General features: G+C 74.8%; 26 protein-coding genes. 8 read left to right on the top strand and 18 right to left on the bottom strand.

Annotated features, from left to right (window positions below; translation table 11 throughout):
- Positions 1-49 precede the first annotated feature (49 nt).
- The 3 genes from FHU37_RS15430 (at position 50) to FHU37_RS15420 (ending at position 3,137) form a co-directional block, all read left to right on the top strand.
- Complete coding sequence (locus FHU37_RS15430) at positions 50-976, top strand: biotin--[acetyl-CoA-carboxylase] ligase (RefSeq protein ID WP_179814755.1); 927 nt, start codon at positions 50-52, stop codon at positions 974-976.
- Positions 977-1,188: 212 nt separating this feature from the next.
- Entirely contained in the window at positions 1,189-2,769 is a 1,581-nt protein-coding gene (locus FHU37_RS15425) for an acyl-CoA carboxylase subunit beta (protein ID WP_179814754.1), read from the top strand.
- A gap of 137 nt (positions 2,770-2,906) precedes the next feature.
- A complete protein-coding gene (locus FHU37_RS15420; protein WP_179814753.1) occupies positions 2,907-3,137 on the top strand; it encodes an acyl-CoA carboxylase subunit epsilon in 231 nt (76 codons plus the stop codon).
- 91 nt (positions 3,138-3,228) lie between these two features.
- On the opposite strand, the gene FHU37_RS15415 is transcribed toward FHU37_RS15420, so the two are convergent.
- From FHU37_RS15415 to FHU37_RS15335, 17 genes are all read right to left on the bottom strand, one after another.
- Complete coding sequence (locus FHU37_RS15415; RefSeq protein WP_246449905.1) at positions 3,229-3,531, bottom strand: gas vesicle protein GvpO; 303 nt, start codon at positions 3,529-3,531, stop codon at positions 3,229-3,231.
- Positions 3,532-3,697: 166 nt separating this feature from the next.
- Positions 3,698-3,982, bottom strand: a complete 285-nt coding sequence (locus tag FHU37_RS15410; RefSeq protein ID WP_376774033.1) for a gas vesicle protein K — start codon at positions 3,980-3,982, stop codon at positions 3,698-3,700.
- A gap of 29 nt (positions 3,983-4,011) precedes the next feature.
- On the bottom strand, positions 4,012-4,185 hold the full coding sequence (locus FHU37_RS28230; protein WP_246450931.1) for a gas vesicle protein: 174 nt from the start codon (positions 4,183-4,185) through the stop codon (positions 4,012-4,014).
- Between the two features lie 98 nt (positions 4,186-4,283).
- The gene (locus FHU37_RS15400) at positions 4,284-5,120 is read right to left on the bottom strand and encodes a GvpL/GvpF family gas vesicle protein (protein WP_179814749.1); all 837 of its coding nucleotides are present in this window, start codon (positions 5,118-5,120) and stop codon (positions 4,284-4,286) included.
- The gene (locus FHU37_RS15395) at positions 5,117-5,521 is read right to left on the bottom strand and encodes a gas vesicle protein (RefSeq protein WP_179816291.1); all 405 of its coding nucleotides are present in this window, start codon (positions 5,519-5,521) and stop codon (positions 5,117-5,119) included. Before FHU37_RS15395 ends, FHU37_RS15400 begins: the two co-directional genes overlap by 4 nt.
- A 29-nt stretch (positions 5,522-5,550) precedes the next feature.
- Entirely contained in the window at positions 5,551-5,853 is a 303-nt protein-coding gene (locus FHU37_RS15390; RefSeq protein WP_179814748.1) for a gas vesicle protein GvpG, read from the bottom strand.
- Between the two features lie 43 nt (positions 5,854-5,896).
- Entirely contained in the window at positions 5,897-6,622 is a 726-nt protein-coding gene (locus FHU37_RS15385; RefSeq protein WP_179814747.1) for a GvpL/GvpF family gas vesicle protein, read from the bottom strand.
- Entirely contained in the window at positions 6,623-7,069 is a 447-nt protein-coding gene (gvpJ, locus tag FHU37_RS15380; RefSeq protein WP_179814746.1) for a gas vesicle protein GvpJ, read from the bottom strand.
- A gap of 43 nt (positions 7,070-7,112) precedes the next feature.
- Positions 7,113-7,448, bottom strand: a complete 336-nt coding sequence (locus tag FHU37_RS15375) for a gas vesicle protein GvpO (RefSeq protein ID WP_179814745.1) — start codon at positions 7,446-7,448, stop codon at positions 7,113-7,115.
- A gap of 184 nt (positions 7,449-7,632) precedes the next feature.
- On the bottom strand, positions 7,633-7,908 hold the full coding sequence (locus FHU37_RS15370; protein WP_179814744.1) for a gas vesicle protein K: 276 nt from the start codon (positions 7,906-7,908) through the stop codon (positions 7,633-7,635).
- On the bottom strand, positions 7,905-8,135 hold the full coding sequence (locus FHU37_RS15365) for a gas vesicle protein (protein ID WP_179814743.1): 231 nt from the start codon (positions 8,133-8,135) through the stop codon (positions 7,905-7,907). Before FHU37_RS15365 ends, FHU37_RS15370 begins: the two co-directional genes overlap by 4 nt.
- Positions 8,132-8,977 (bottom strand): GvpL/GvpF family gas vesicle protein, encoded by an 846-nt coding sequence (locus FHU37_RS15360; RefSeq protein WP_179814742.1) that lies wholly within the window; start codon positions 8,975-8,977, stop codon positions 8,132-8,134. The genes FHU37_RS15365 and FHU37_RS15360 overlap by 4 nt, the downstream gene beginning before the upstream one ends.
- A complete protein-coding gene (locus FHU37_RS27495) occupies positions 8,974-9,402 on the bottom strand; it encodes a gas vesicle protein (protein ID WP_179814741.1) in 429 nt (142 codons plus the stop codon). The genes FHU37_RS15360 and FHU37_RS27495 overlap by 4 nt, the downstream gene beginning before the upstream one ends.
- Entirely contained in the window at positions 9,399-9,668 is a 270-nt protein-coding gene (locus FHU37_RS15350) for a gas vesicle protein GvpG (RefSeq protein ID WP_179814740.1), read from the bottom strand. Before FHU37_RS15350 ends, FHU37_RS27495 begins: the two co-directional genes overlap by 4 nt.
- A complete protein-coding gene (locus FHU37_RS15345; protein ID WP_179814739.1) occupies positions 9,656-10,429 on the bottom strand; it encodes a GvpL/GvpF family gas vesicle protein in 774 nt (257 codons plus the stop codon). The genes FHU37_RS15350 and FHU37_RS15345 overlap by 13 nt, the downstream gene beginning before the upstream one ends.
- Positions 10,430-10,858, bottom strand: coding sequence for a gas vesicle structural protein GvpA (locus tag FHU37_RS15340; protein WP_179814738.1), 429 nt, complete (start codon positions 10,856-10,858; stop codon positions 10,430-10,432).
- A 92-nt stretch (positions 10,859-10,950) separates the two neighbouring features.
- The gene (locus FHU37_RS15335) at positions 10,951-11,295 is read right to left on the bottom strand and encodes a gas vesicle protein GvpO (protein ID WP_179814737.1); all 345 of its coding nucleotides are present in this window, start codon (positions 11,293-11,295) and stop codon (positions 10,951-10,953) included.
- Between the two features lie 294 nt (positions 11,296-11,589).
- Here FHU37_RS15335 and mmpB point away from each other — a divergent pair, with 294 nt between their 5' ends.
- The 3 genes from mmpB (at position 11,590) to FHU37_RS15325 (ending at position 14,594) form a co-directional block, all read left to right on the top strand.
- A complete protein-coding gene (gene mmpB / locus FHU37_RS29025; protein WP_281394656.1) occupies positions 11,590-11,718 on the top strand; it encodes a morphogenic membrane protein MmpB in 129 nt (42 codons plus the stop codon).
- Positions 11,719-11,828: 110 nt separating this feature from the next.
- Positions 11,829-12,479 (top strand): Maf family protein, encoded by a 651-nt coding sequence (locus FHU37_RS15330; RefSeq protein ID WP_179814736.1) that lies wholly within the window; start codon positions 11,829-11,831, stop codon positions 12,477-12,479.
- A 360-nt stretch (positions 12,480-12,839) separates the two neighbouring features.
- A complete protein-coding gene (locus FHU37_RS15325) occupies positions 12,840-14,594 on the top strand; it encodes an acetyl/propionyl/methylcrotonyl-CoA carboxylase subunit alpha (RefSeq protein WP_179814735.1) in 1,755 nt (584 codons plus the stop codon).
- A 178-nt stretch (positions 14,595-14,772) separates the two neighbouring features.
- Here FHU37_RS15325 and FHU37_RS15320 read toward each other — a convergent pair whose 3' ends face one another.
- Positions 14,773-15,174, bottom strand: coding sequence for a RidA family protein (locus FHU37_RS15320; protein WP_179814734.1), 402 nt, complete (start codon positions 15,172-15,174; stop codon positions 14,773-14,775).
- A 349-nt stretch (positions 15,175-15,523) separates the two neighbouring features.
- Between FHU37_RS15320 and FHU37_RS15315 the strand changes: the two genes are divergently transcribed.
- Together FHU37_RS15315 and FHU37_RS15310 are read left to right on the top strand one after the other, a co-directional pair.
- Entirely contained in the window at positions 15,524-16,738 is a 1,215-nt protein-coding gene (locus tag FHU37_RS15315; RefSeq protein WP_179814733.1) for a pyridoxal phosphate-dependent aminotransferase, read from the top strand.
- A gap of 163 nt (positions 16,739-16,901) precedes the next feature.
- On the top strand, positions 16,902-17,642 hold the full coding sequence (locus FHU37_RS15310; RefSeq protein WP_179814732.1) for a hypothetical protein: 741 nt from the start codon (positions 16,902-16,904) through the stop codon (positions 17,640-17,642).
- The last annotated feature ends 44 nt before the right edge of the window (positions 17,643-17,686 follow it).

The raw sequence follows: 17,686 nt of genomic DNA, 5'->3' as shown, positions 1-17,686 counted from the left end.
CCGCCGCCGCACCCCGCCCGGCACCCCCGCCCGGCACTAGGTTGGACGGGTGACCACACCACGCACCCCCTGGACCGATCTGGAGCGCCCCCCGCTGGACGCCGCCGCGCTGAACCGGGCACTCGCCCGGGACCCGGCGAACCCCTGGCACGACCTGGAGGTCCTGCCGGTCACCGACTCCACCAACGCCGTCCTGCGCGCCCGCGCCGCCGCCGGCGCGCCCGAGGGACTCGTGCTCCTCGCCGAACAGCAGACCGCCGGACGCGGCCGGCTCGGCCGCGCCTGGACCGCGCCGCCCCGCTCCGGCGTCTTCCTCTCCGCCCTGCTGCGCCCCGGCGCCCGCGCCGACCGCCCCGACCTCGACGGCAGCGCCGCCACCGAACCGGTGCCGGTGGACGCCTGGGGCTGGCTGCCGCTGCTGACCGGCGTCGCCGCCGCCGAGGCGATCAGCGCCACCGCCGACCGCGACGTGGCCCTGAAGTGGCCCAACGACCTGCTGCTGCGCGCGCCCGACGGCACCGAACGCAAGCTCGGCGGCATCCTGGTCGAGCGCCACGAGGACGCGGTCGTCGTCGGCATCGGCGTCAACGTCTCGCTGACCGCCGACGAGCTGCCGGTGCCCACCGCCACCTCCCTCACCCTGGCCGGCGTCCCCCACCCGGACCGCGCGCCGCTGGTCACCGCCCTGCTGCGCCGCCTGGCCGGCCACTACCGCCAGTGGCGCGCCACCGGCGGCGACCCGGCCGCCAGCGGGCTCATCGCCGCCTACACCGACCGCTGCGCCACGCTCGGCCGGGAGGTCGACGTGGAGCTGCCCGGCGGACGGCGGCTCACCGGCACCGCCCGCCGGGTGGACGCCGACGGCCACCTGGTGGTCGCCACCCCCGCCGGCGACCACACCGTCTCCGCCGGGGACGTGGTGCACGTCCGCGCGGCCGGCGGCGGATACAGCTCGCCGGCCGGCCGGCCGGGCTGACCAGCCGCCGAGCGGCGGGGCGCGGTCCTCGAGCGGGACCCGAGTGGATCTCGCTCACGGCACGCTGTTGTGGGTTCCTCACAAAGGGCGCCGACCAGTGCGGGACCGGCACGACACTGTGGCCAGTCCCAAGATCCGGCAGGATGAGAGCCCGCCGGGACACACGCTGGCTCGGTGGCGAAACGTCGAGGAACGGACAGGAGAGACGCGGGATGCCCGACCCGGACATCGACATCCACACCACCGCGGGCAAGCTCGCGGACCTGCGGCGCCGGATGGACGAGGCCGTCCGCGCGGGGTCCGCCCGCGCCGAGGAGAAGCAGCACGCCAAGGGCAAGCTGACCGCTCGCGAGCGCATCGACATGCTCCTGGACGAGGGCTCGTTCGTCGAACTCGACGCCCTCAAGCGACACCGCTCCCACAACTTCGGCACCGAGAAGAACCGCCCTCTCGGTGACGGCGTGGTCACCGGCTACGGCACCGTGGACGGCCGCGAGGTGTGCGTCTACGCCCAGGACTTCACGGTCTTCGGCGGCAGCCTGAGCGAGGCCAACGGCCAGAAGATCACCAAGATCATGGACTTCGCGGTCCGCACCGGCCGCCCGGTCATCGGCATCAACGACGGCGGCGGCGCCCGCATCCAGGAGGGCGTGGACGCCCTCGCCATGTTCGGCGAGATCTTCGTGCGCAACGTGCACGCCTCCGGCGTGGTGCCGCAGATCTCCCTGATCATGGGCCCGAGCGCGGGCGGCGCGGTCTACTCCCCGGCGCTGACCGACTTCGTGGTGATGGTCGACAAGACCTCCAACATGTTCATCACCGGCCCGGACGTGATCAAGACGGTCACCGGCGAGGACGTCACCTTCGAGGAGCTCGGCGGCGCCCGCACCCACAACGCCACCTCCGGCTGCGCCCACCACATGGCCGCGGACGAGAAGGAGGCCGTGGAGTACGTCAAGTCGCTGCTGTCCTTCCTGCCCTCCAACAACCTGGAGGAGCCCCCCGCCTTCCCGGAGCAGGCGGACCTGGAGATCAGCGACTACGACCGGGACCTGGACACCCTGGTGCCGGACTCGCCGAACCAGCCGTACGACATGCACACGGTGATCGAGCACGTGCTGGACGACGGCGACTTCCTGGAGACCCAGTCGCTGTTCGCGCCCAACGTGATCACCGGCTTCGGCCGGGTCGAGGGCCACCCGGTCGGCATCATCGCCAACCAGCCGATGCAGTTCGCCGGCACCCTGGACATCGACGCCTCCGAGAAGGCCGCGCGCTTCGTGCGCACCTGCGACGCCTTCAACGTGCCCGTCCTCACCTTCGTCGACGTCCCCGGCTTCCTGCCCGGCACCGACCAGGAGTGGAACGGCATCATCCGGCGCGGCGCCAAGCTGATCTACGCCTACGCCGAGGCCACCGTGCCGCTGGTGACCGTGATCACCCGGAAGGCGTACGGCGGCGCCTACATCGTGATGGGCTCCAAGCACCTCGGCGCCGACGTCAACCTGGCCTGGCCCAGCGCGCAGCTCGCCGTGATGGGCGCGCAGGGCGCGGTCAACATCCTGCACCGGCGCACCCTGGCCGCCGCCGAGGACGTCGAGGCCCGCCGCGCCGAGCTGATCACCGAGTACGAGGACGCCCTGGTCAACCCGTACGTGGCGGCCGAGCGCGGCTACCTCGACGCGGTGATCGAGCCCTCCGAGACCCGGGTGCAGATCGTGCGGGCGCTGCGCCAGCTGCGCACCAAGCGGCAGACCCTGCCGCCGAAGAAGCACGGGAACGTGCCGCTGTGACGGCCGGGGCGACCGCGCTGAGGGAACGGACCGCCGGAGGAACCGGTGAGCGGGGGTTGGCGGGACCCGTTCTGGGGATGAGAGGCTTTGCCGGGGGCGAGAGCACCCGAGGAAGCAGCGAACCCTGGGGAGGCGGGATGACGTACCGGGCGGAGGCGGCGGCCGTGCGGGTGGTCCGAGGGAATCCGACCCCCGAGGAACTGGCCGCGGTGCTCGCGGTGATCATGGGCCGGATCGGGTCGGCCAAGGCGGCGGCCGCCGCCGAGGAGTCCCGCACCAGCTCCACGTGGGTGGACCGCGGCCGGCTGATGGCCCCGCTGCCGCCCCCCGGCCGGCTGGCCTGGCGCAGCTCCGGCCTGCCGCACTGACCGAGACGCCCGCGGGCCGGTCGGACCACCACGGTCCGGCCGGCCCGCCGGCGTTCGGCCGTCGGGCAGCCCGGTGGGGCGAGGCCCGGCCTCACCGGTGGTGCAGCACCGGGCCCGCCGGCTGGTCGACCTGCTCGCGGGTGTAGCGGCGGGTGCGGTGGTAGCCGCTCAGGCCGCCGTCGGCGTCGAGCTCCACGTGGTAGGAGGCCAGCACGCTGCTGCTCTCCGGGGTGCGGGCGAGCTCCACGACCTCGATGTCCATCTCCCAGCCGTGGGACGCCCGCCGGACCGCGATGACCGACTCGGGCTCGTGGCCCACCAGTTCGCGCAGCTGCGCGACCGCGCGGCGGACCGCCACGGCCGCGGGGATCGTCCTCCCCTTGTGCTCGCCCATGCGCATCCCTCGCTCCCGCGTCGTTCCCGACTCCCGCCGCGTCGTGTGGGGCGCAGGGCCGGTTGCCCCGCCTGCCCGGCTTCACACATCCCACCCGGCCGTCCACGGGACGCGGGCCGGTCGCGGGCCGGTCGCGGGCCGTGGGTCAGTCGCGGGTCGGTCGGGGTCAGTCGCGGGGCAGCAGGGGGCCGAGCGGCCCGAGGTCGAGGTTGAGATCGGCCAGGTCGAACCCGTAGCGCTCCCGCAGCTCACGCATCCGGTCGTCCAGCAGCATCAGCGTCAACCCCATCCGCTCCTCCTGCTCCTGAGACAGGTCCCCCTCCTCCACCCGCCGCAACGCCTGCCGCTCCACCAACTGCCGCAACAACTCCACCACCGTCAACACCAGCTTCATCAGGTCACGCTCCACCGTGTCCTGGTTCACCTCGATCCGGGCCCCGGCGCGGGCCACCGCGCGGCCCACGCCCGCCGGCCCCGGGGTCAGTCCCTCCACGGCACCGCCCCGTCCGCCCGTACCGAACTGATCAGGGCGCGCAGCGAGACGTGCACCAGGTCCACGTCGGCGATCCGCACGGTGAGGTCGCCGGTCAGCACCACGCCCTTGGCGAGCACCCGGTCCAGCAGGTCCACCAGCGCCACCTCCCGTCCGGCCAGCGGACTCTCCTCGCCCTCGTCCCACAGCGCCGCGGTGGAGACGGTGGACTCCCGGCCGTCCCAGTGCGGCAGGGACTCGTCGACGGCGTCGGGGAACGTCATGACGGCACGCCCCCGGGTTCGGGCGGCGCGGCGAAGGAGTACGGCGCCCACGGTCCGGTCACCTCCACCCGCAGGCCGTCCTCGCCGGCGGCCAGCGCGCGCACCAGCGCGGTGAACGCCTCGGTCCGTTCCGCGCGCAGCAGGTAGGCGTGGTTCCAGACGTTCTCCCCGGCCACGCCGGCCGCCCCGGCGGGCTCGGCGCGCTGCGGGCGCAGCGCGCGGCCGGCCTCGGCGAGCGGACGCAGTTCGTCGTCCAGCCGGCCGGCCAGCCGGGCGGCCCGCTGCCAGGTCTCCTCGCGCAGGCGGCGCTCGGCGCGGCGGCGGGCCAGGTAGGCCGCCCCGCTGCCGGGCGCGGCGGAGGCGCCGGGCGCGGGTGGCGGCGCCGGCGCGGGGGCGCCCTCGGGCGGCCCGCCCAGCGCGAACACCTTGACCCCCAGTTCCACCCGTCCGTCCAGGCGGGTCAGGGCCTCGGCGAAGTCGTCCGCCGAGGCCCGCAGCACCGCCCGCACCCGCGCGTCGTCGAGGTAGACCGTGGCCAGCCGGAAGGGCAGCACGGGGCCCAGCGCGGACAGCCGCTCGACCACCCGGTGGTGCGCTCGGGCCATCGCGGTCAGCCGGTCGAGGTCCTCCAGGTGGGCGCGCAGCGCCTGCTCGTCGTGGTCGTCGGCCGGCAGCGCGCTGACCGCGGCGGCCAGCCGGCCGTGGCCGACCAGGTGCACGGGGGCGTCCGCCAGCCCGGTCAGCGGTCGGGGCAGCCGGTCCCCGGCCGGCCGGGGAAGCACCGCGTACAGGTAGCTGACCCGGCCGCCGGCGCGGGGGCGTCCGCCGCTCATCCGCGCTCCCTCCCCCCGGGCGGGACGCCCTCGGCGCCGAGGGCGGAGGAACCGGAGCGGCCGGCGGCCACGGCGGTCTCCGTCGCCACCCGCGCGGGGGTGGTGCCCTCGATGGCGGCGATCCGGGCGCGCAGCCGCTCGTTCTCCTCGGCGAGGTCACGCCGGCGGGCGGCTGAGGACAGCGAGGGGTCGTGCTCCCACCAGTCGATGCCCATCTCCCGGGCCCGGTCCACCGAGGCCACCAGCAGGCGCAGTTTGATGGTGAGCAGTTCCACGTCCAGCAGGTTGATCTTGATGTCGCCGGCGATCACCACGCCCTTGTCCAGGACCCGCTCCAGGACGTCCACCAGGCTGGCCACCGAGCCCTGCCCGTGCTCCTGGGGGGCCGGCGGCAGCGGCAGGGCGTCGGTGTGGCCGGGCGTCGGCCGGGTCACGCCCGCTCACCGCCGATCGCGTCGCCGGCCGGGTCGCCCGCCGCGGGGAGGACTCCGCGCTCGCGGGCCTCCCGCCGCCGCTCCTCCATCAGGTCGAGGAGTTCGTCCTCCCGCCGGTCGAACTCCTCCTCGTCGATCAGCCCGGAGCGCAGGTCCTCCTCCAGCAGCGCCAGCTCCCGCACGATGTCGGAGGTGTCGTAGTACTCCCGCTCGGCCGCGTCGCGCACCTGCCGGGCCACCCACTCCACCCCCCGGACCGGCGCGAGGGGCAGCAGGAGCAGGCCGGTGACCAGTCCCATCGTCGTCTCCAGTCGGTTCTCGTCTCGTCCGCCGCCCTCGGGGTCAGCGGAGCACGCCGGGGGTGGTGAAGCTGTAGGGCGGCAGCGGGCCGTGGAGGCGCAGCTCCACCGCGGCGCCGAGCTGCCGGCCGAGCGACTCCACGCGGTCGCGGAGGGCGCCGGAGGCGCTCGCCTCGGTCAGGAAGGAGTGGTTGAGGAACGCGCCGCGCACGGCCGGGGCGGGTGTGTCCGCCACGGCGACGCCGCGCAGCCGCTCCAGCACCCGCTCGGCCACGGCGCGTTCCCGGGCCCGCACCCGGGCGGCGACCGCCTCCCCGAGGGCGACGCGGTGCTGGTGCGTCCCCCCGGCGGCGGCGCGCTCCCGCAGCCGGCGCAGCTCCGGGTCGGCGAGCAGCTCCTCGCGCACCACGGTCTCCTCGTCCAGTGACGCCTTGAGGTTGTGCTCCACCCGGCCGCGCAGCCGCTCCAGCAGGCCGAGCAGTTCCCCCTCCCGTTCCAGCAGGGCCTGCCGCACCGTGTCGGCGTCCGCGCCGACGGTGCCGAACCGCATCGGGATGACGGTGCGGCCGTCGGCCAGGGTCCGCAGCACGCGTTCGTGGGCGAGCAGGTCCCGGCGCTTGGCCCGGGGCGCCTCGGGCACCTCGCTGACCACGGCGGCCACGGCCGCCCCGGCCACCAGCGCCACCGGCCGGGGCGGATCCCCGATGCCGGGCAGTCCCGCGACGCCGCCGGGGCCGGCGGCCACGATGCCGTACAGGTAGACGGGCACTCAGTCCTCCCGCCCCTCGTGCCGGTCGTCGCGCCGGTACCGCCGGACGTGGCCGCCGCCCTCCTCGTCGGGCTCCTCCCGGTGGGACCTGCGGCGTCCGACGGCGCCCGCCACGGTCTCCGCGACGGTGTCCGCCGCGCCGGAGAGCACGCCCTTGGCCTTGTGCCGGGCCCCCTGCGTCTGCATGGTGCCGACGACCTCCGGCAGCGTCTTGCTGCGCGAGGTGGCGTCGAGGTCGAGCCGGTTGCACACCTCGGCGAAGCGCAGGTAGGTGTCCACGCTGGCCACCACCACGCGCACGTCGATCCGCAGGACCTCGATGCCGACCAGGGAGACCCGGGCGAAGACGTCGATCACCAGCCCGCGGTCGAGGATGAGTTCCAGTACGTCGTAGAGGGTTCCCTGGCGGCACTCGCGCAGGGTCGTCTGCTGGGTGACGACGGTCATGGTCCGCCCTGCCACTTCCCGCGGGGGTGCGGTCGCGCCGCCCTCACCGCGTGTCGATCTGTCCCCGCGCGTAGCGGCGGGTGCGGGTGTAGCCGACGAGCGTCCCTCGTGGGTCGAGTTCCACGTGGTACGTGGCGAGCACGCTCATCGTGTCGGGGATCCGTTCCAGCTCCACCACCTCGACGTCGACCTCCCAGCCGCGGTCCAGGCGCCGCAGGGCGCTCACGGACTCCAGCTCGTGGCCGAGCAGGTGGTGCAGTTGCCGTCCGGCGCGGCGGATCACCTCCTCCGGGGCGAGCCGCTTCAGCTTGTGGCCCGGCTTGGTCCGGACGTGGCCGGTCGTGCCCCCGTCGGCGTCCGTCTCCTCCTCGTCGCGCATCCGTCCTCTCCTTGTCGCCCTCGGCGGCCGGCCCGGAACCATCGCAGCACGCTCCGCGCACATGCGCACACGGTGCGGCGCGAACCGGGTGAGGGGGGCGGCGGGACGGAGGGCGGCGGGAACGCCGACGGGCCCCACCCCGGATGTCCGGGGTGGGGCCCGTCGCGCGGCGGGAGGGCGTGGGTCAGTCGCGGGGCAGGAGGGGGCCGAGCGGCCCGAGGTCGAGGTTGAGATCGGCCAGGTCGAACCCGTAGCGCTCCCGCAGCTCACGCATCCGGTCGTCCAGCAGCATCAGCGTCAACCCCATCCGCTCCTCCTGCTCCTGAGACAGGTCCCCCTCCTCCACCCGCCGCAACGCCTGCCGCTCCACCAACTGCCGCAACAACTCCACCACCGTCAACACCAGCTTCATCAGGTCACGCTCCACCGTGTCCTGGTTCACCTCGATGGCACGGGTCATGGGTGCGCCTCCTCCCAGGGCAGTGGCATGTTCGCCTTGACCGAGGTGACCAGGGCACGAAGCGAGACGTGGACCAGGTCCACGTCGGCGATCCGCAGCGTGAGGTCGCCGCTGAGCACCACGCCCTGGGCGAGCACCCGGTCCAGCAGGTCCACCAGGGCGATCTCCCGTCCGGCCAGCGGGCTCTCCTCGCCGTCGTCCCACAGCGCCGTGTCCACCCCGCTCATGCCGGGGCCTGCCCGGCGAGGTCGGGGGCCTCGGCGAAGGAGTACGGCGCCCACGGCCCGGTGACCTCCACCCGGGCGTCCTCGACCCCCGCCGCGGACTCGCGGGCCGTCCGGACGAACTCGGCGGCCCGCTCGGCCGGGACGAGGTAGGCGGCGTTCAGCACGTTCTCCCCCGGCGCCTCGGCGAGCTCCGGGCTCTGCGGGCGCAGCCGGCGGCTGTCCTCGGCGAGCCCGGCGAGTTCGCCGTCCAGCCGGCCGGCCAGCCGCGCGGCCCGCTCCCAGGTCTGCTCCCTGGCCCGGTGCTCCCGGCGCCGGCGGTTGAGGTAGTCGCGTCCGCTGCCGCCGCGCCCGGACCGCAGGGCGTCGGCGGCGTCGGCGGTCTCGGCGTCGGCGGTGGGGGCGGGCGCGGCGACCCGGGGCCGGGGCGGCGCGGGCCGGGTGTACACCTTCAGGCCGATCTCGACCCGCCCGGTCACCCGGCGCAGCGCGGCGTCGAAGGCGTCGCCGGCCTCCCGCAGCACCGCGCGGACCCGCTCGTCGCCGCGGTAGACGGTGGCCAGGCGGAGCGGGAGCACCGGGCCGCGCGCGGCGAGGGCGCCCACCACGGCGTGGTGGGCGCGGGCCATCGCGGCGAGCCGGTCGAGGTCGCCCAGGCGCGCCCGCAGGGCGGGTTCGTCGTACTCCGCGGCCGGGACGGCGCTGACGGCGGCGGCGAGCCGGTCGGTGGCGACCAGGTGCACCGGGGCGTCGTCCACTCCGTGGAGCGGTCCGAGCGGTTGGCCGTCGGGCGGTGGGCGCAGCACGGCGTAGGCGTAGCTGAGTGTGGTGGCGGCCTCGGTCACGGTCGCTGCCTCCCTCCCTGCTCGTCGGGGACCGGTTGCCCGGGGACGTGGGCGTCGGGCGCTTCGGGCAGTGCGGCGGCGCCGGGGGCGGCCGCGCGTTCCATGGCCTCGATCCGGGCCCGCAGGCGGTCGTTCTCCTCGGCGAGTTCGCCCTCCCGGCGCCGGGCGCGGGAGCTCAGCGCGGGGTCGTGCTCCCACCAGTCGATGCCCATCTCCCGGGCCCGGTCCACGGAGGCCACCAGCAGGCGCAGTTTGATGGTGAGCAGTTCGATGTCGAGCAGGTTGATCGTGATGTCGCCGGCGATCACCACGCCCTTGTCGAGCACCCGTTCCAGGATGTCCGCCAGGTTGGCGCCCGGCTCGGGTCCGTGCGGGCGCGGCGCCGGGCTCGCCGGGACCCGCTCCCAGGTGGTCGGTCGGGTCACCGTTCCTCCTCGTCCGCGGGGGCGGCGGCCCTCGCCTGACGTTCCAGTTCCTCCAGCCGGTCCAGGAGTTCGTCCTCGCGCCGGTCGAACTCCTCCTCGTCGATCAGCCCGTCCACCAGCAGGCGTTCCAGGTGGGCGAGGTCGGCGAGGAGGGGCGCGGGGTCGTAGTACTCGCGCTCGGCCGCCTCGACGACCTGCCGGGCCACCCACTCCACGCCGCGGACGGGGGCCAGCGGCAGGGTGAGCAGGCCGGTCAGGATGCCCATGCCCCGGCGGGGTGCCCGGCCCCGGCGCCTTCCCCGGCGGGGTGCCCGGTGGTGAAGCTGTAGGGCGGCAGCGGGCCGCTCAGCCGCAGTTCCACGGTGCCGCCCAGCTCCGCCCGCAGGGCGTCCACGGCGTCGCGGAGGCGTTCCGCGTCCGCCCGGTCCACCAGGAAGGACGTGTTCAGGAAGGCGCCGGCGACGGCCGGGGCGGGCGCGCCGGCCACCGTCACCCCGCCCAGCCGGTGGAGGATCTGCTCCTCGGCGGCCCGTTCCCGTGCGGTGACGCGCGCGGCGACCGCCTCGCCGAGCGCGATCCGATCGGCCTCGGTCGCGCGTCCGGAGCGGGTCGCCTCGTTCAGCCGGCGCAGCTCCGGGTCGTCGGCGAGGATCCGGCGCAGCGCCGCCTCCTCGACCAGGGACGCCTTGAGGTTGTACTCGTCGCGGTCGGTGAGGCGGTCCAGGACGGGCAGCAGCTCGCGCTCCCGGGTCAGCAGCTCCTGGCGGACGGCCTCGACGCTGTCGGCGAGGGTGCCGAAGCGCATCGGCACCACCGGTTCGTCGACGGCCAGCGCCTCCAGGACCTCCTGATGGGCCAGCAGGTCGCGGCGCTTGGCCCGGACGGGGCCGAGCACGTCGCTGACCACGGCGGCGAGCTCCCCCCCGCGCACCACCTGCACCCGCGCGGGGGGCTCGCCCACCCCGCGCAGCTCGCCGACCCGGGGGTGGGCGGTGGCGCGGATGACGCCGTAGAGGTAGACGGTCACTCAGCTCTCCTCCTTCCGGCGGGAGCGCGCGGAGACCGCGGACCGCGACTCGCCCTCGTCGTCGTCGCGGCCCCTGCCGCCGAGGGTGCCGCTGATCGCCTCGACGGCGCCGCTGAGCGCGCCCTTGGACTTGCCCTGGGCGCCCTTCTCGGTGATGGAGCCGACCGCCTCGGGCAGCGTCTGGCTCCGGGTGCTGGCCTCCAGGTCGAGGCGGTTGCAGGCCTCGGCGAAGCGCAGGTAGGTGTCCACGCTGGCGACGACGACCCGGGCGTCGATCTTGAGCAGTTCGATGCCGACCAGGGAGACCCGGACGAAGACGTCGATCACCAGCCCGCGGTCCAGGATGAGTTCGAGTACGTCGTACAGGGAGCCGGAGTTGGCTCCTCCGCGCGTGGTCGTGGCGGTCTGCTGTGGCATGACGGTGGTCATGGATTGCCCTCTTCCGTGCCTGGTGGGTGGAGCGGGGCTGCGGTCGGCGCCCGCCGCCGGCGGGGCCGGCTGGACGCGGCTTCCGTCGCCGGTCAGCGGCCGTCGAGCTGGCCGCGGGAGTAGCGCCGGGTCCGGGCGTAGCCGACCAGTTCGCCGTCGCGGGCGAGGTCCACGCGGTAGCTGGCGAGGACGCTGGTCGAGTCGGGGACGCGGGGCAGTTCCACCACCTCGACGTCCACCTCCCAGCCGTCGGCGCCGCGCCGCAGGCCGCTGACCGAGTCGAGTTCGCGGCCGAGCAGTTCCCGCAGTTGTTCCGAGGCGCGCCGGATGGCCTGTGCGGCGGTCAGCGGCGCGGCCTCGGCCCCGCCGGTGCCGTCGGAGGCGTCCGGCACCCCGTCGGCGGCGCCGGACTCCGGCCGCTCGTGGCGGTCGTTCATGTTCCTCCCGTGGGGGTCGCCTACCCGGGGAGCGCGTCCCAAACGCGAAAGCCCCGGATCGGGATTTTTCCCTCGAACATCCGAACTCCTGGTCGTATAACCGGTTATCCGGGCGATACGCCATCACGTCCCCACGCTGCCGGCCCCCGCCCCGGGTCCGCCCGTCCGGTTCCGCTCCCGTCCGGCCGCCCAGGCGTACCGCGCCCCCACGCGCCCCGGGGCGCCACCGGCTGAGTACCGGTTTGAGTACGCGTACTCAGGCGCCGCGCCCCCACCTGTCACACGATCGAGTGCATGCTGTGGACCGATCCACCCAAGGAACCGTCCGAGGACGCGCGACGAGTCCTCCGGATGCTCGAGCTGGTGGGACCGACGCTGGCCGCGGTGGTCGTCGTCTTCATGTTCGTGGTCACCTTGTACTAGTCACCGGCGGGCGCGGTCGCTCCCCCGGCGGTCCGCCGCCCCGCCCGCCCCGTTCCACCTGCGTTCGCCCTGTGTTCCACGGCGCGCGCGGCCGTCGGTAGGCTCGCGACATGACCGACTCCCGCGCCCTCCCCCTCGTCCTCGGCTCCGCCTCCCCGGCGCGACTGAAGCTGCTCCGCCAGGCCGGGCTGGAGCCGGCGGTCCTGGTCAGCGGGGTGGACGAGGACGCCCTGAGCGCCGACACCCCGGCCGAGCTCGCCCTGGCGCTGGCCGAGGCCAAGGCCGCGGCGGTGGCCGCCGCGCTCCCGGACCGGCTGCCGGACCTGGCCGGACGGGCCGTCGTGATCGGCTGCGACTCCGTCCTGGAGCTCGACGGCGAGGCCCTCGGCAAGCCGGTCGACGCCACCGAGGCCCTGGCCCGCTGGAAGGCCATGCGGGGCCGGGAGGGCGTGCTGCGCACCGGCCACTGCCTGGTGCAGACCTCCACCGGCCGCCGGGTGAGCGCCGTCGCCTCCACCACGGTGCGCTTCGGCACCCCGGACGACGCCGAGATCGCCGCCTACGTGGCCAGCGGCGAGCCGCTGCACGTGGCCGGCGCCTTCACCCTGGACGGCCGCTCCGCGCCGTTCATCGAGGGGATCGACGGCGATCCCGGCAACGTCATCGGGCTCTCCCTCCCCCTGCTGCGCCGGCTGCTGGGCGAGCTCGACCTGCGGATCACCGACCTGTGGGCGCCGGGCGAGGACGGCCGGGCCGGCTGAGCCACGGCACGCGCCCCCGCACCGCGCCGAGGACCCCGTTTCGGTAAGAGTTTCGGAAGTGGTTCGGGCAACGGTTCGGGCCCGGCCTGCGGATGTGCGCGGCCTGCACACCCAGGGCGGGTGCTTTTCGTGCGGTTCCGACAAGATCCCCTCAGGCCGACTGCCCGTACGGTGGTAACCACCACCGCCCTGGTGAGGGATACCGCCACTGGTGCCGCCACCCGGGCGACGGCCCGGTTTACCTCGCGGTTACGGTTGCGCGGTTTTCTCCACGAAGGGCTGCCAGCGGCTCCGCCAGGGGCCGTGGTGGTGCGGATCGGCCAGGAAACCAACTCTCGGAGTTGTAGGAAGGGAGCAACCGTGCGCAAGGTGCTCATCGCCAACCGCGGGGAGATCGCCGTCCGCGTCGTCCGCGCCTGCCGGGACGCCGGGATCGAGAGCGTGGCCGTCTACGCGGACCCGGACCGCGACGCTCCGCACGTGCGGGCCGCCGACGAGGCGTACGCCCTGGGCGGCGACACCCCCGCCGAGAGCTACCTCAACATGGCCAAGGTGCTGGACGCGGCCCGCCAGTCCGGCGCGGACGCCGTCCACCCCGGATACGGCTTCCTCTCCGAGAACGCGGACTTCGCCCAGGCCGTGCTGGACGCCGGGCTGGTCTGGATCGGCCCGCCGCCGTCCGCCATCCGCGCCCTCGGTGACAAGGTCGCCGCCCGGCACATCGCCCAGGCCGCCGGCGCGCCGCTGGTCGCCGGCACCCCGGAGCCGGTCACCGGCGCCGACGAGGTCGTGGCCTTCGCCGAGGAGCACGGCCTGCCGATCGCCATCAAGGCCGCCTACGGCGGTGGCGGACGCGGCCTGAAGGTCGCCCGCGCGCTGGACGAGGTCGCCGAGCTGTACGAGTCGGCGGTGCGCGAGGCCGTCGCCGCCTTCGGGCGCGGCGAGTGCTTCGTCGAGCGCTACCTGGACCGCCCGCGGCACGTCGAGACCCAGTGCCTGGCCGACGCGCACGGCAACGTCGTGGTGGTCTCCACCCGCGACTGCTCGCTGCAGCGCCGCCACCAGAAGCTGGTGGAGGAGGCCCCGGCGCCGTTCCTGACGCCGGAGCAGAACGCCGAGCTGTACCGCGCCTCCAAGGCGATCCTGCGCCAGGCCGGCTACGTCGGCGCCGGTACCTGCGAGTTCCTGGTGGGCACCGACGGCACCATCTCCTTCCTGGAGGTCAACACCCGTCTCCAGGTGGAGCACCCGGTGTCCGAGGAGGTCACCGGCATCGACCTGGTCCGCGAGCAGCTGCGGATCGCCGACGGCGAGCCGCTCGGCTACGACGACCCCGAGGTGCGCGGCCACTCCATCGAGTTCCGGATCAACGGCGAGGACCCGGGCCGCAACTTCCTGCCCGCCCCGGGCACCGTCACCACCTTCCAGACCCCGTCCGGGCCGGGTGTCCGGGTGGACTCCGGCGTGGAGGCGGGGACGGTGATCGGCCCGGCGTGGGACTCGCTGCTGGCCAAGCTGATCGTGACCGGCCGGGACCGCACGCAGGCGCTGGAGCGGGCCCGCCGGGTGCTGGACGAGTTCGTGGTCGAGGGCATGGCCACGGCCCTGCCGTTCCACCGCGCGGTGGTCCGTGACGAGGCGTTCGCCCCGGCCGACCCGGAGCAGCCGTTCGCCGTGCACACCCGGTGGATCGAGACGGAGTTCGACAACACCATCGAGCCGTGGTCCGGCGGCGGGGCGGAGACCGAGGAGGCCGGGCCGCGCGAGACCGTGGTGGTCGAGGTCGGCGGCAAGCGCCTGGAGGTCTCGCTGCCCGCCGGATTCGGCGTCAGCCTGCCGACCGGCAACAGCCGCAAGACGCCCAAGCGGAAGGCCGCGGGCAAGCGCCCGGTCGCCGACAGCGCCGCGCTGACCAGCCCGATGCAGGGCACCATCGTGAAGGTGGCCGCGCAGGACGGCGACGAGGTCCAGGAAGGCGACCTCATCGTGGTGCTGGAGGCGATGAAGATGGAGCAGCCGATCAACGCGCACCGTTCCGGCCGGGTCTCCGGCCTGTCCATCGAGGTGGGTGCCACGGTGACCAACGGCGCCACCCTCTGCGAGATCAACGCCTGACCCACCCCCGGCTCCGCGAGGGGCCGAAAGACTCCGCGAGGGCGAGTACCGGCAACGCGCCACCGGTACTTGCCCTCGCGGCATGTCCGCCGGGAGCCGGGCGGCGGTGGGAGGCGCCGCGCTCCGGGGCGGGACGGGTGTGGGCCCGGGGGCGGCCGCCGGGCCGGGCCCGGGCCGGTCAGCCGATCACGGCGAGGGCGTCGATCTCCACCAGCAGGCCCGCCGGCAGGCCGACGTAGACGGTGGTGCGGGCCGGGTAGGCCCCGCCCGGGGTGTTCTCGAACCAGCTGTCGTACAGCCGGTTGAACTCCGCGAAGTGGTCCGTGTCGGTGAGGTAGACGCGCACCATGATCACGTCGTCGAAGGTGGCGCCGCCCTCGGCCAGCACGGTCTGCAGGTTCCGCATCGACTGGTGCACCTGCTCGGCGAGGCCGGGCCCCACCGGGGCCCCGGTCTCCGGGTCGAAGCCCATCTGCCCGGCGACCGCCAGCAGGCCGCCCTTGGCGACGGCCTGGGAGAACCGGGCCACCGGCACCGGCGCGCGATCGGTGCGCACGGGGTACTTGGTCGAGTCACTCATCGCTGAAACGGTCCTTCGGGACGGTGTGGGCACGCGCGGAGCGGTCAGGTGCTCAGGGGACACGAGCAGTATCCGCCGCGGAGCGCCCGGGGCGCACTCTCCGGTCCCGCCGGGCGGACGGGCCGCCCATGTGATCCGTGCCACCCGCCGCCTGGCGGCCGTCACCATTTCTCGCAGGTTTCCGGCGGATTTCACCCCGTGTTCGGCAAGTCCATCCCCCGCCTCGCTTCGCTTTCCCAGGCGCGCCGGGGAGGGCCGCCGCCGCGCACCGCCGCGACCGCCCCGCCGGGTCCCCCGGACGGCCCTCCTTCCCGGGCCGGTACACCCGACCGGGTCCTATGGTTGCGGCATGCAGGTGACACAGTCCTCGAAGCTGGCCGGCGTCCTCTACGACATCCGCGGGCCGGTCCTCGACGAGGCCATGCGCCTGGAGGAGGAGGGCCACCGGGTCCTGAAACTGCACACCGGCAACCCCGCCCCGTTCGGGTTCGAGGCGCCCCCCGAGGTCCTCCAGGACATCATGCGCAACCTCGGCCAGGCCCACGGCTACGGGGACTCCAAGGGCCTGCTGTCCGCCCGCCGCGCGGTCGTGCAGTACTACCAGACCAAGAACGTCGCCGGGCTGGACGTGGACGACGTCTACCTGGGCAACGGCGTCTCCGAGCTGATCCAGATGTCCATGCAGGCGCTGCTGGACGACGGCGACGAGGTGCTGGTGCCCGCCCCGGACTACCCGCTGTGGACCGCCGCAGTCAGCCTCTCCGGCGGCACCGCCGTGCACTACCTCTGCGACGAGTCCTCGGACTGGTACCCGGACCTCGCGGACATCGAGGCGAAGATCACCGACCGCACCCGCGCCATCGTGGTGATCAACCCCAACAACCCCACCGGCGCCGTGTACCCGGACGAGGTGCTGTCCGGGATCGTGGAGATCGCCCGCCGCAACCAGCTGATCGTCTACTCCGACGAGATCTACGACAAGATCCTCTACGACGGCGTGCGGCACACCCCCACCGCCTCCTTCGCCCCGGACCTGCTCTGCGTCACCTTCAACGGCCTGTCCAAGAGCTACCGGGTGGCCGGGTTCCGCTCCGGCTGGATGGTGGTTTCCGGCACCAAGAGCCACGCCGCGGGCTACATCGAGGGCCTGACCATGCTGGCCAACATGCGGCTGTGCGCCAACGTGCCGGCGCAGCACGCCATCGCCACCTCGCTGGGCGGCCACCAGAGCATCGAGGAGCTGGTGCGGCCGGGCGGGCGCCTCGCCGAGCAGCGGGACGTGGCGCACCGCCTGCTGACCGAGATACCGGGCGTGACCTGCGTCCGCCCCCGGGGCGCGCTGTACGCCTTCCCGCGGCTGGACCCGAAGGTCTACCCGATCGAGGACGACCAGCGGATGGTGTTGGACCTGCTGCGGCAGGAGCACATCCTGGTGGTGCAGGGCACCGGCTTCAACTGGCCCCGACCGGACCACTTCCGGCTCACCACGCTGCCCCGCAAGGAGGACCTCGCCGACGCGGTGACCCGGATCGGGGAGTTCCTCTCCCGCTACGCCAAGGTCTGAGGCGGTCCGCGGGGCCGGCCCGGGAGGTCCGAGGCGGGCCCGAGGCGGTCCGCGGGGCGCGGGGCGTTCCGCCGGTCCGCCAGGGCCGCGTCGTGGACCTAAAACGAGCAAGATCTGGACAGATTCCAAGTTAGGATGGTCTCCACAGCAGTAGGAGGCCCCGATGTACGAAGCCAGCCGCAAGGCGCGGACCTCCGGTAAGCGCCGCCCGCGCCCCCGCCTGACCGGAGTCGCCAGCCGGGAGGCCGCCGCGACCAGCGCGCAGGGCGCCGCCGCCCCGGCCACCGCCACGCGTCCCGTGCCCGCTCCCGCCGCCCCGACCACCACGCCAACCGCGCCCGCCGTGCCGGCCCCGGCCGGCGCCGCGGACGACGCCCCGCGCACCGCCCCGGGCGTCCCCGGGCAGGGGTCCGCCACCCGCCCGGGCGGCATGCCCGCCCAGCTCGCCAGGTCCGCCCAGGCGCCCTCCACAGCGCGCCGGGACCACCTCACGGAGCAGCTCGCCGGCCACCTCACCGCCCTGCTCACGGTCACCAGCACCCTCCAGCGGCGGCTGGCCTCGGCCGCCGACGCCGCGGGGCACGCCGGCGAGGCCGCCGAGGCCGCGCTCCTGCGGGGGCAGCACGCCGACGCCACCGAGGCGGCCGGGCGCATCGAGGCGCGCATCGCGCAGCTCGTTCCCGGGCAGCGCCCGCTCGGCATCTGGGAGGGCTCCGCCGACCCGGAGGCCACCAACCGCTGCCGGGCCGGCCTGCTCGGGCTGCACGGCCAGGCCCGCAAGCTGGCGGCCCGCGTCCTGGTGGTGGCGGCCAGCCGGCAGGACACCACCACCTCCCGCCTGGCCTGCGACCGGATCGACGCGCACGCCGCCGCGGCCGAGCAGCTGGCCGCCACGGCGGCCTGACCCACGCACGGGTCGGGGACTCGGGCGGACGGGAGGGCGGTCGA

Origin of the sequence: Allostreptomyces psammosilenae (assembly GCF_013407765.1) — a bacterium.
Classification (GTDB): Bacteria; Actinomycetota; Actinomycetes; order Streptomycetales; family Streptomycetaceae; genus Allostreptomyces; species Allostreptomyces psammosilenae.
The sequence above is the reverse complement of the archived record's forward strand: the minus strand, read 5'-3'. Positions and strand labels throughout refer to the sequence as shown.

Coding starts and splice junctions, on each gene's coding strand:
- FHU37_RS15425 (WP_179814754.1), top strand. CDS start 1,189: ATGCCCGACCCGGACATCGACATCCACACCACCGCGGGCAAGCTCGCG.
- FHU37_RS15315 (WP_179814733.1), top strand. CDS start 15,524: ATGCAGGTGACACAGTCCTCGAAGCTGGCCGGCGTCCTCTACGACATC.
- FHU37_RS15400 (WP_179814749.1), bottom strand. CDS start 5,120: ATGAGCGGCGGACGCCCCCGCGCCGGCGGCCGGGTCAGCTACCTGTAC.
- FHU37_RS15310 (WP_179814732.1), top strand. CDS start 16,902: ATGTACGAAGCCAGCCGCAAGGCGCGGACCTCCGGTAAGCGCCGCCCG.
- FHU37_RS15420 (WP_179814753.1), top strand. CDS start 2,907: ATGACGTACCGGGCGGAGGCGGCGGCCGTGCGGGTGGTCCGAGGGAAT.
- FHU37_RS15320 (WP_179814734.1), bottom strand. CDS start 15,174: ATGAGTGACTCGACCAAGTACCCCGTGCGCACCGATCGCGCGCCGGTG.
- gvpJ (WP_179814746.1), bottom strand. CDS start 7,069: ATGACCGTCGTCACCCAGCAGACGACCCTGCGCGAGTGCCGCCAGGGA.
- FHU37_RS15330 (WP_179814736.1), top strand. CDS start 11,829: ATGACCGACTCCCGCGCCCTCCCCCTCGTCCTCGGCTCCGCCTCCCCG.
- FHU37_RS15350 (WP_179814740.1), bottom strand. CDS start 9,668: ATGGGCATCCTGACCGGCCTGCTCACCCTGCCGCTGGCCCCCGTCCGC.
- FHU37_RS15335 (WP_179814737.1), bottom strand. CDS start 11,295: ATGAACGACCGCCACGAGCGGCCGGAGTCCGGCGCCGCCGACGGGGTG.
- FHU37_RS15370 (WP_179814744.1), bottom strand. CDS start 7,908: ATGACCCGTGCCATCGAGGTGAACCAGGACACGGTGGAGCGTGACCTG.
- mmpB (WP_281394656.1), top strand. CDS start 11,590: ATGCTGTGGACCGATCCACCCAAGGAACCGTCCGAGGACGCGCGACGA.
- FHU37_RS15415 (WP_246449905.1), bottom strand. CDS start 3,531: ATGGGCGAGCACAAGGGGAGGACGATCCCCGCGGCCGTGGCGGTCCGC.
- FHU37_RS15390 (WP_179814748.1), bottom strand. CDS start 5,853: ATGGGACTGGTCACCGGCCTGCTCCTGCTGCCCCTCGCGCCGGTCCGG.
- FHU37_RS15365 (WP_179814743.1), bottom strand. CDS start 8,135: ATGAGCGGGGTGGACACGGCGCTGTGGGACGACGGCGAGGAGAGCCCG.
- FHU37_RS15340 (WP_179814738.1), bottom strand. CDS start 10,858: ATGACCACCGTCATGCCACAGCAGACCGCCACGACCACGCGCGGAGGA.
- FHU37_RS15375 (WP_179814745.1), bottom strand. CDS start 7,448: ATGCGCGACGAGGAGGAGACGGACGCCGACGGGGGCACGACCGGCCAC.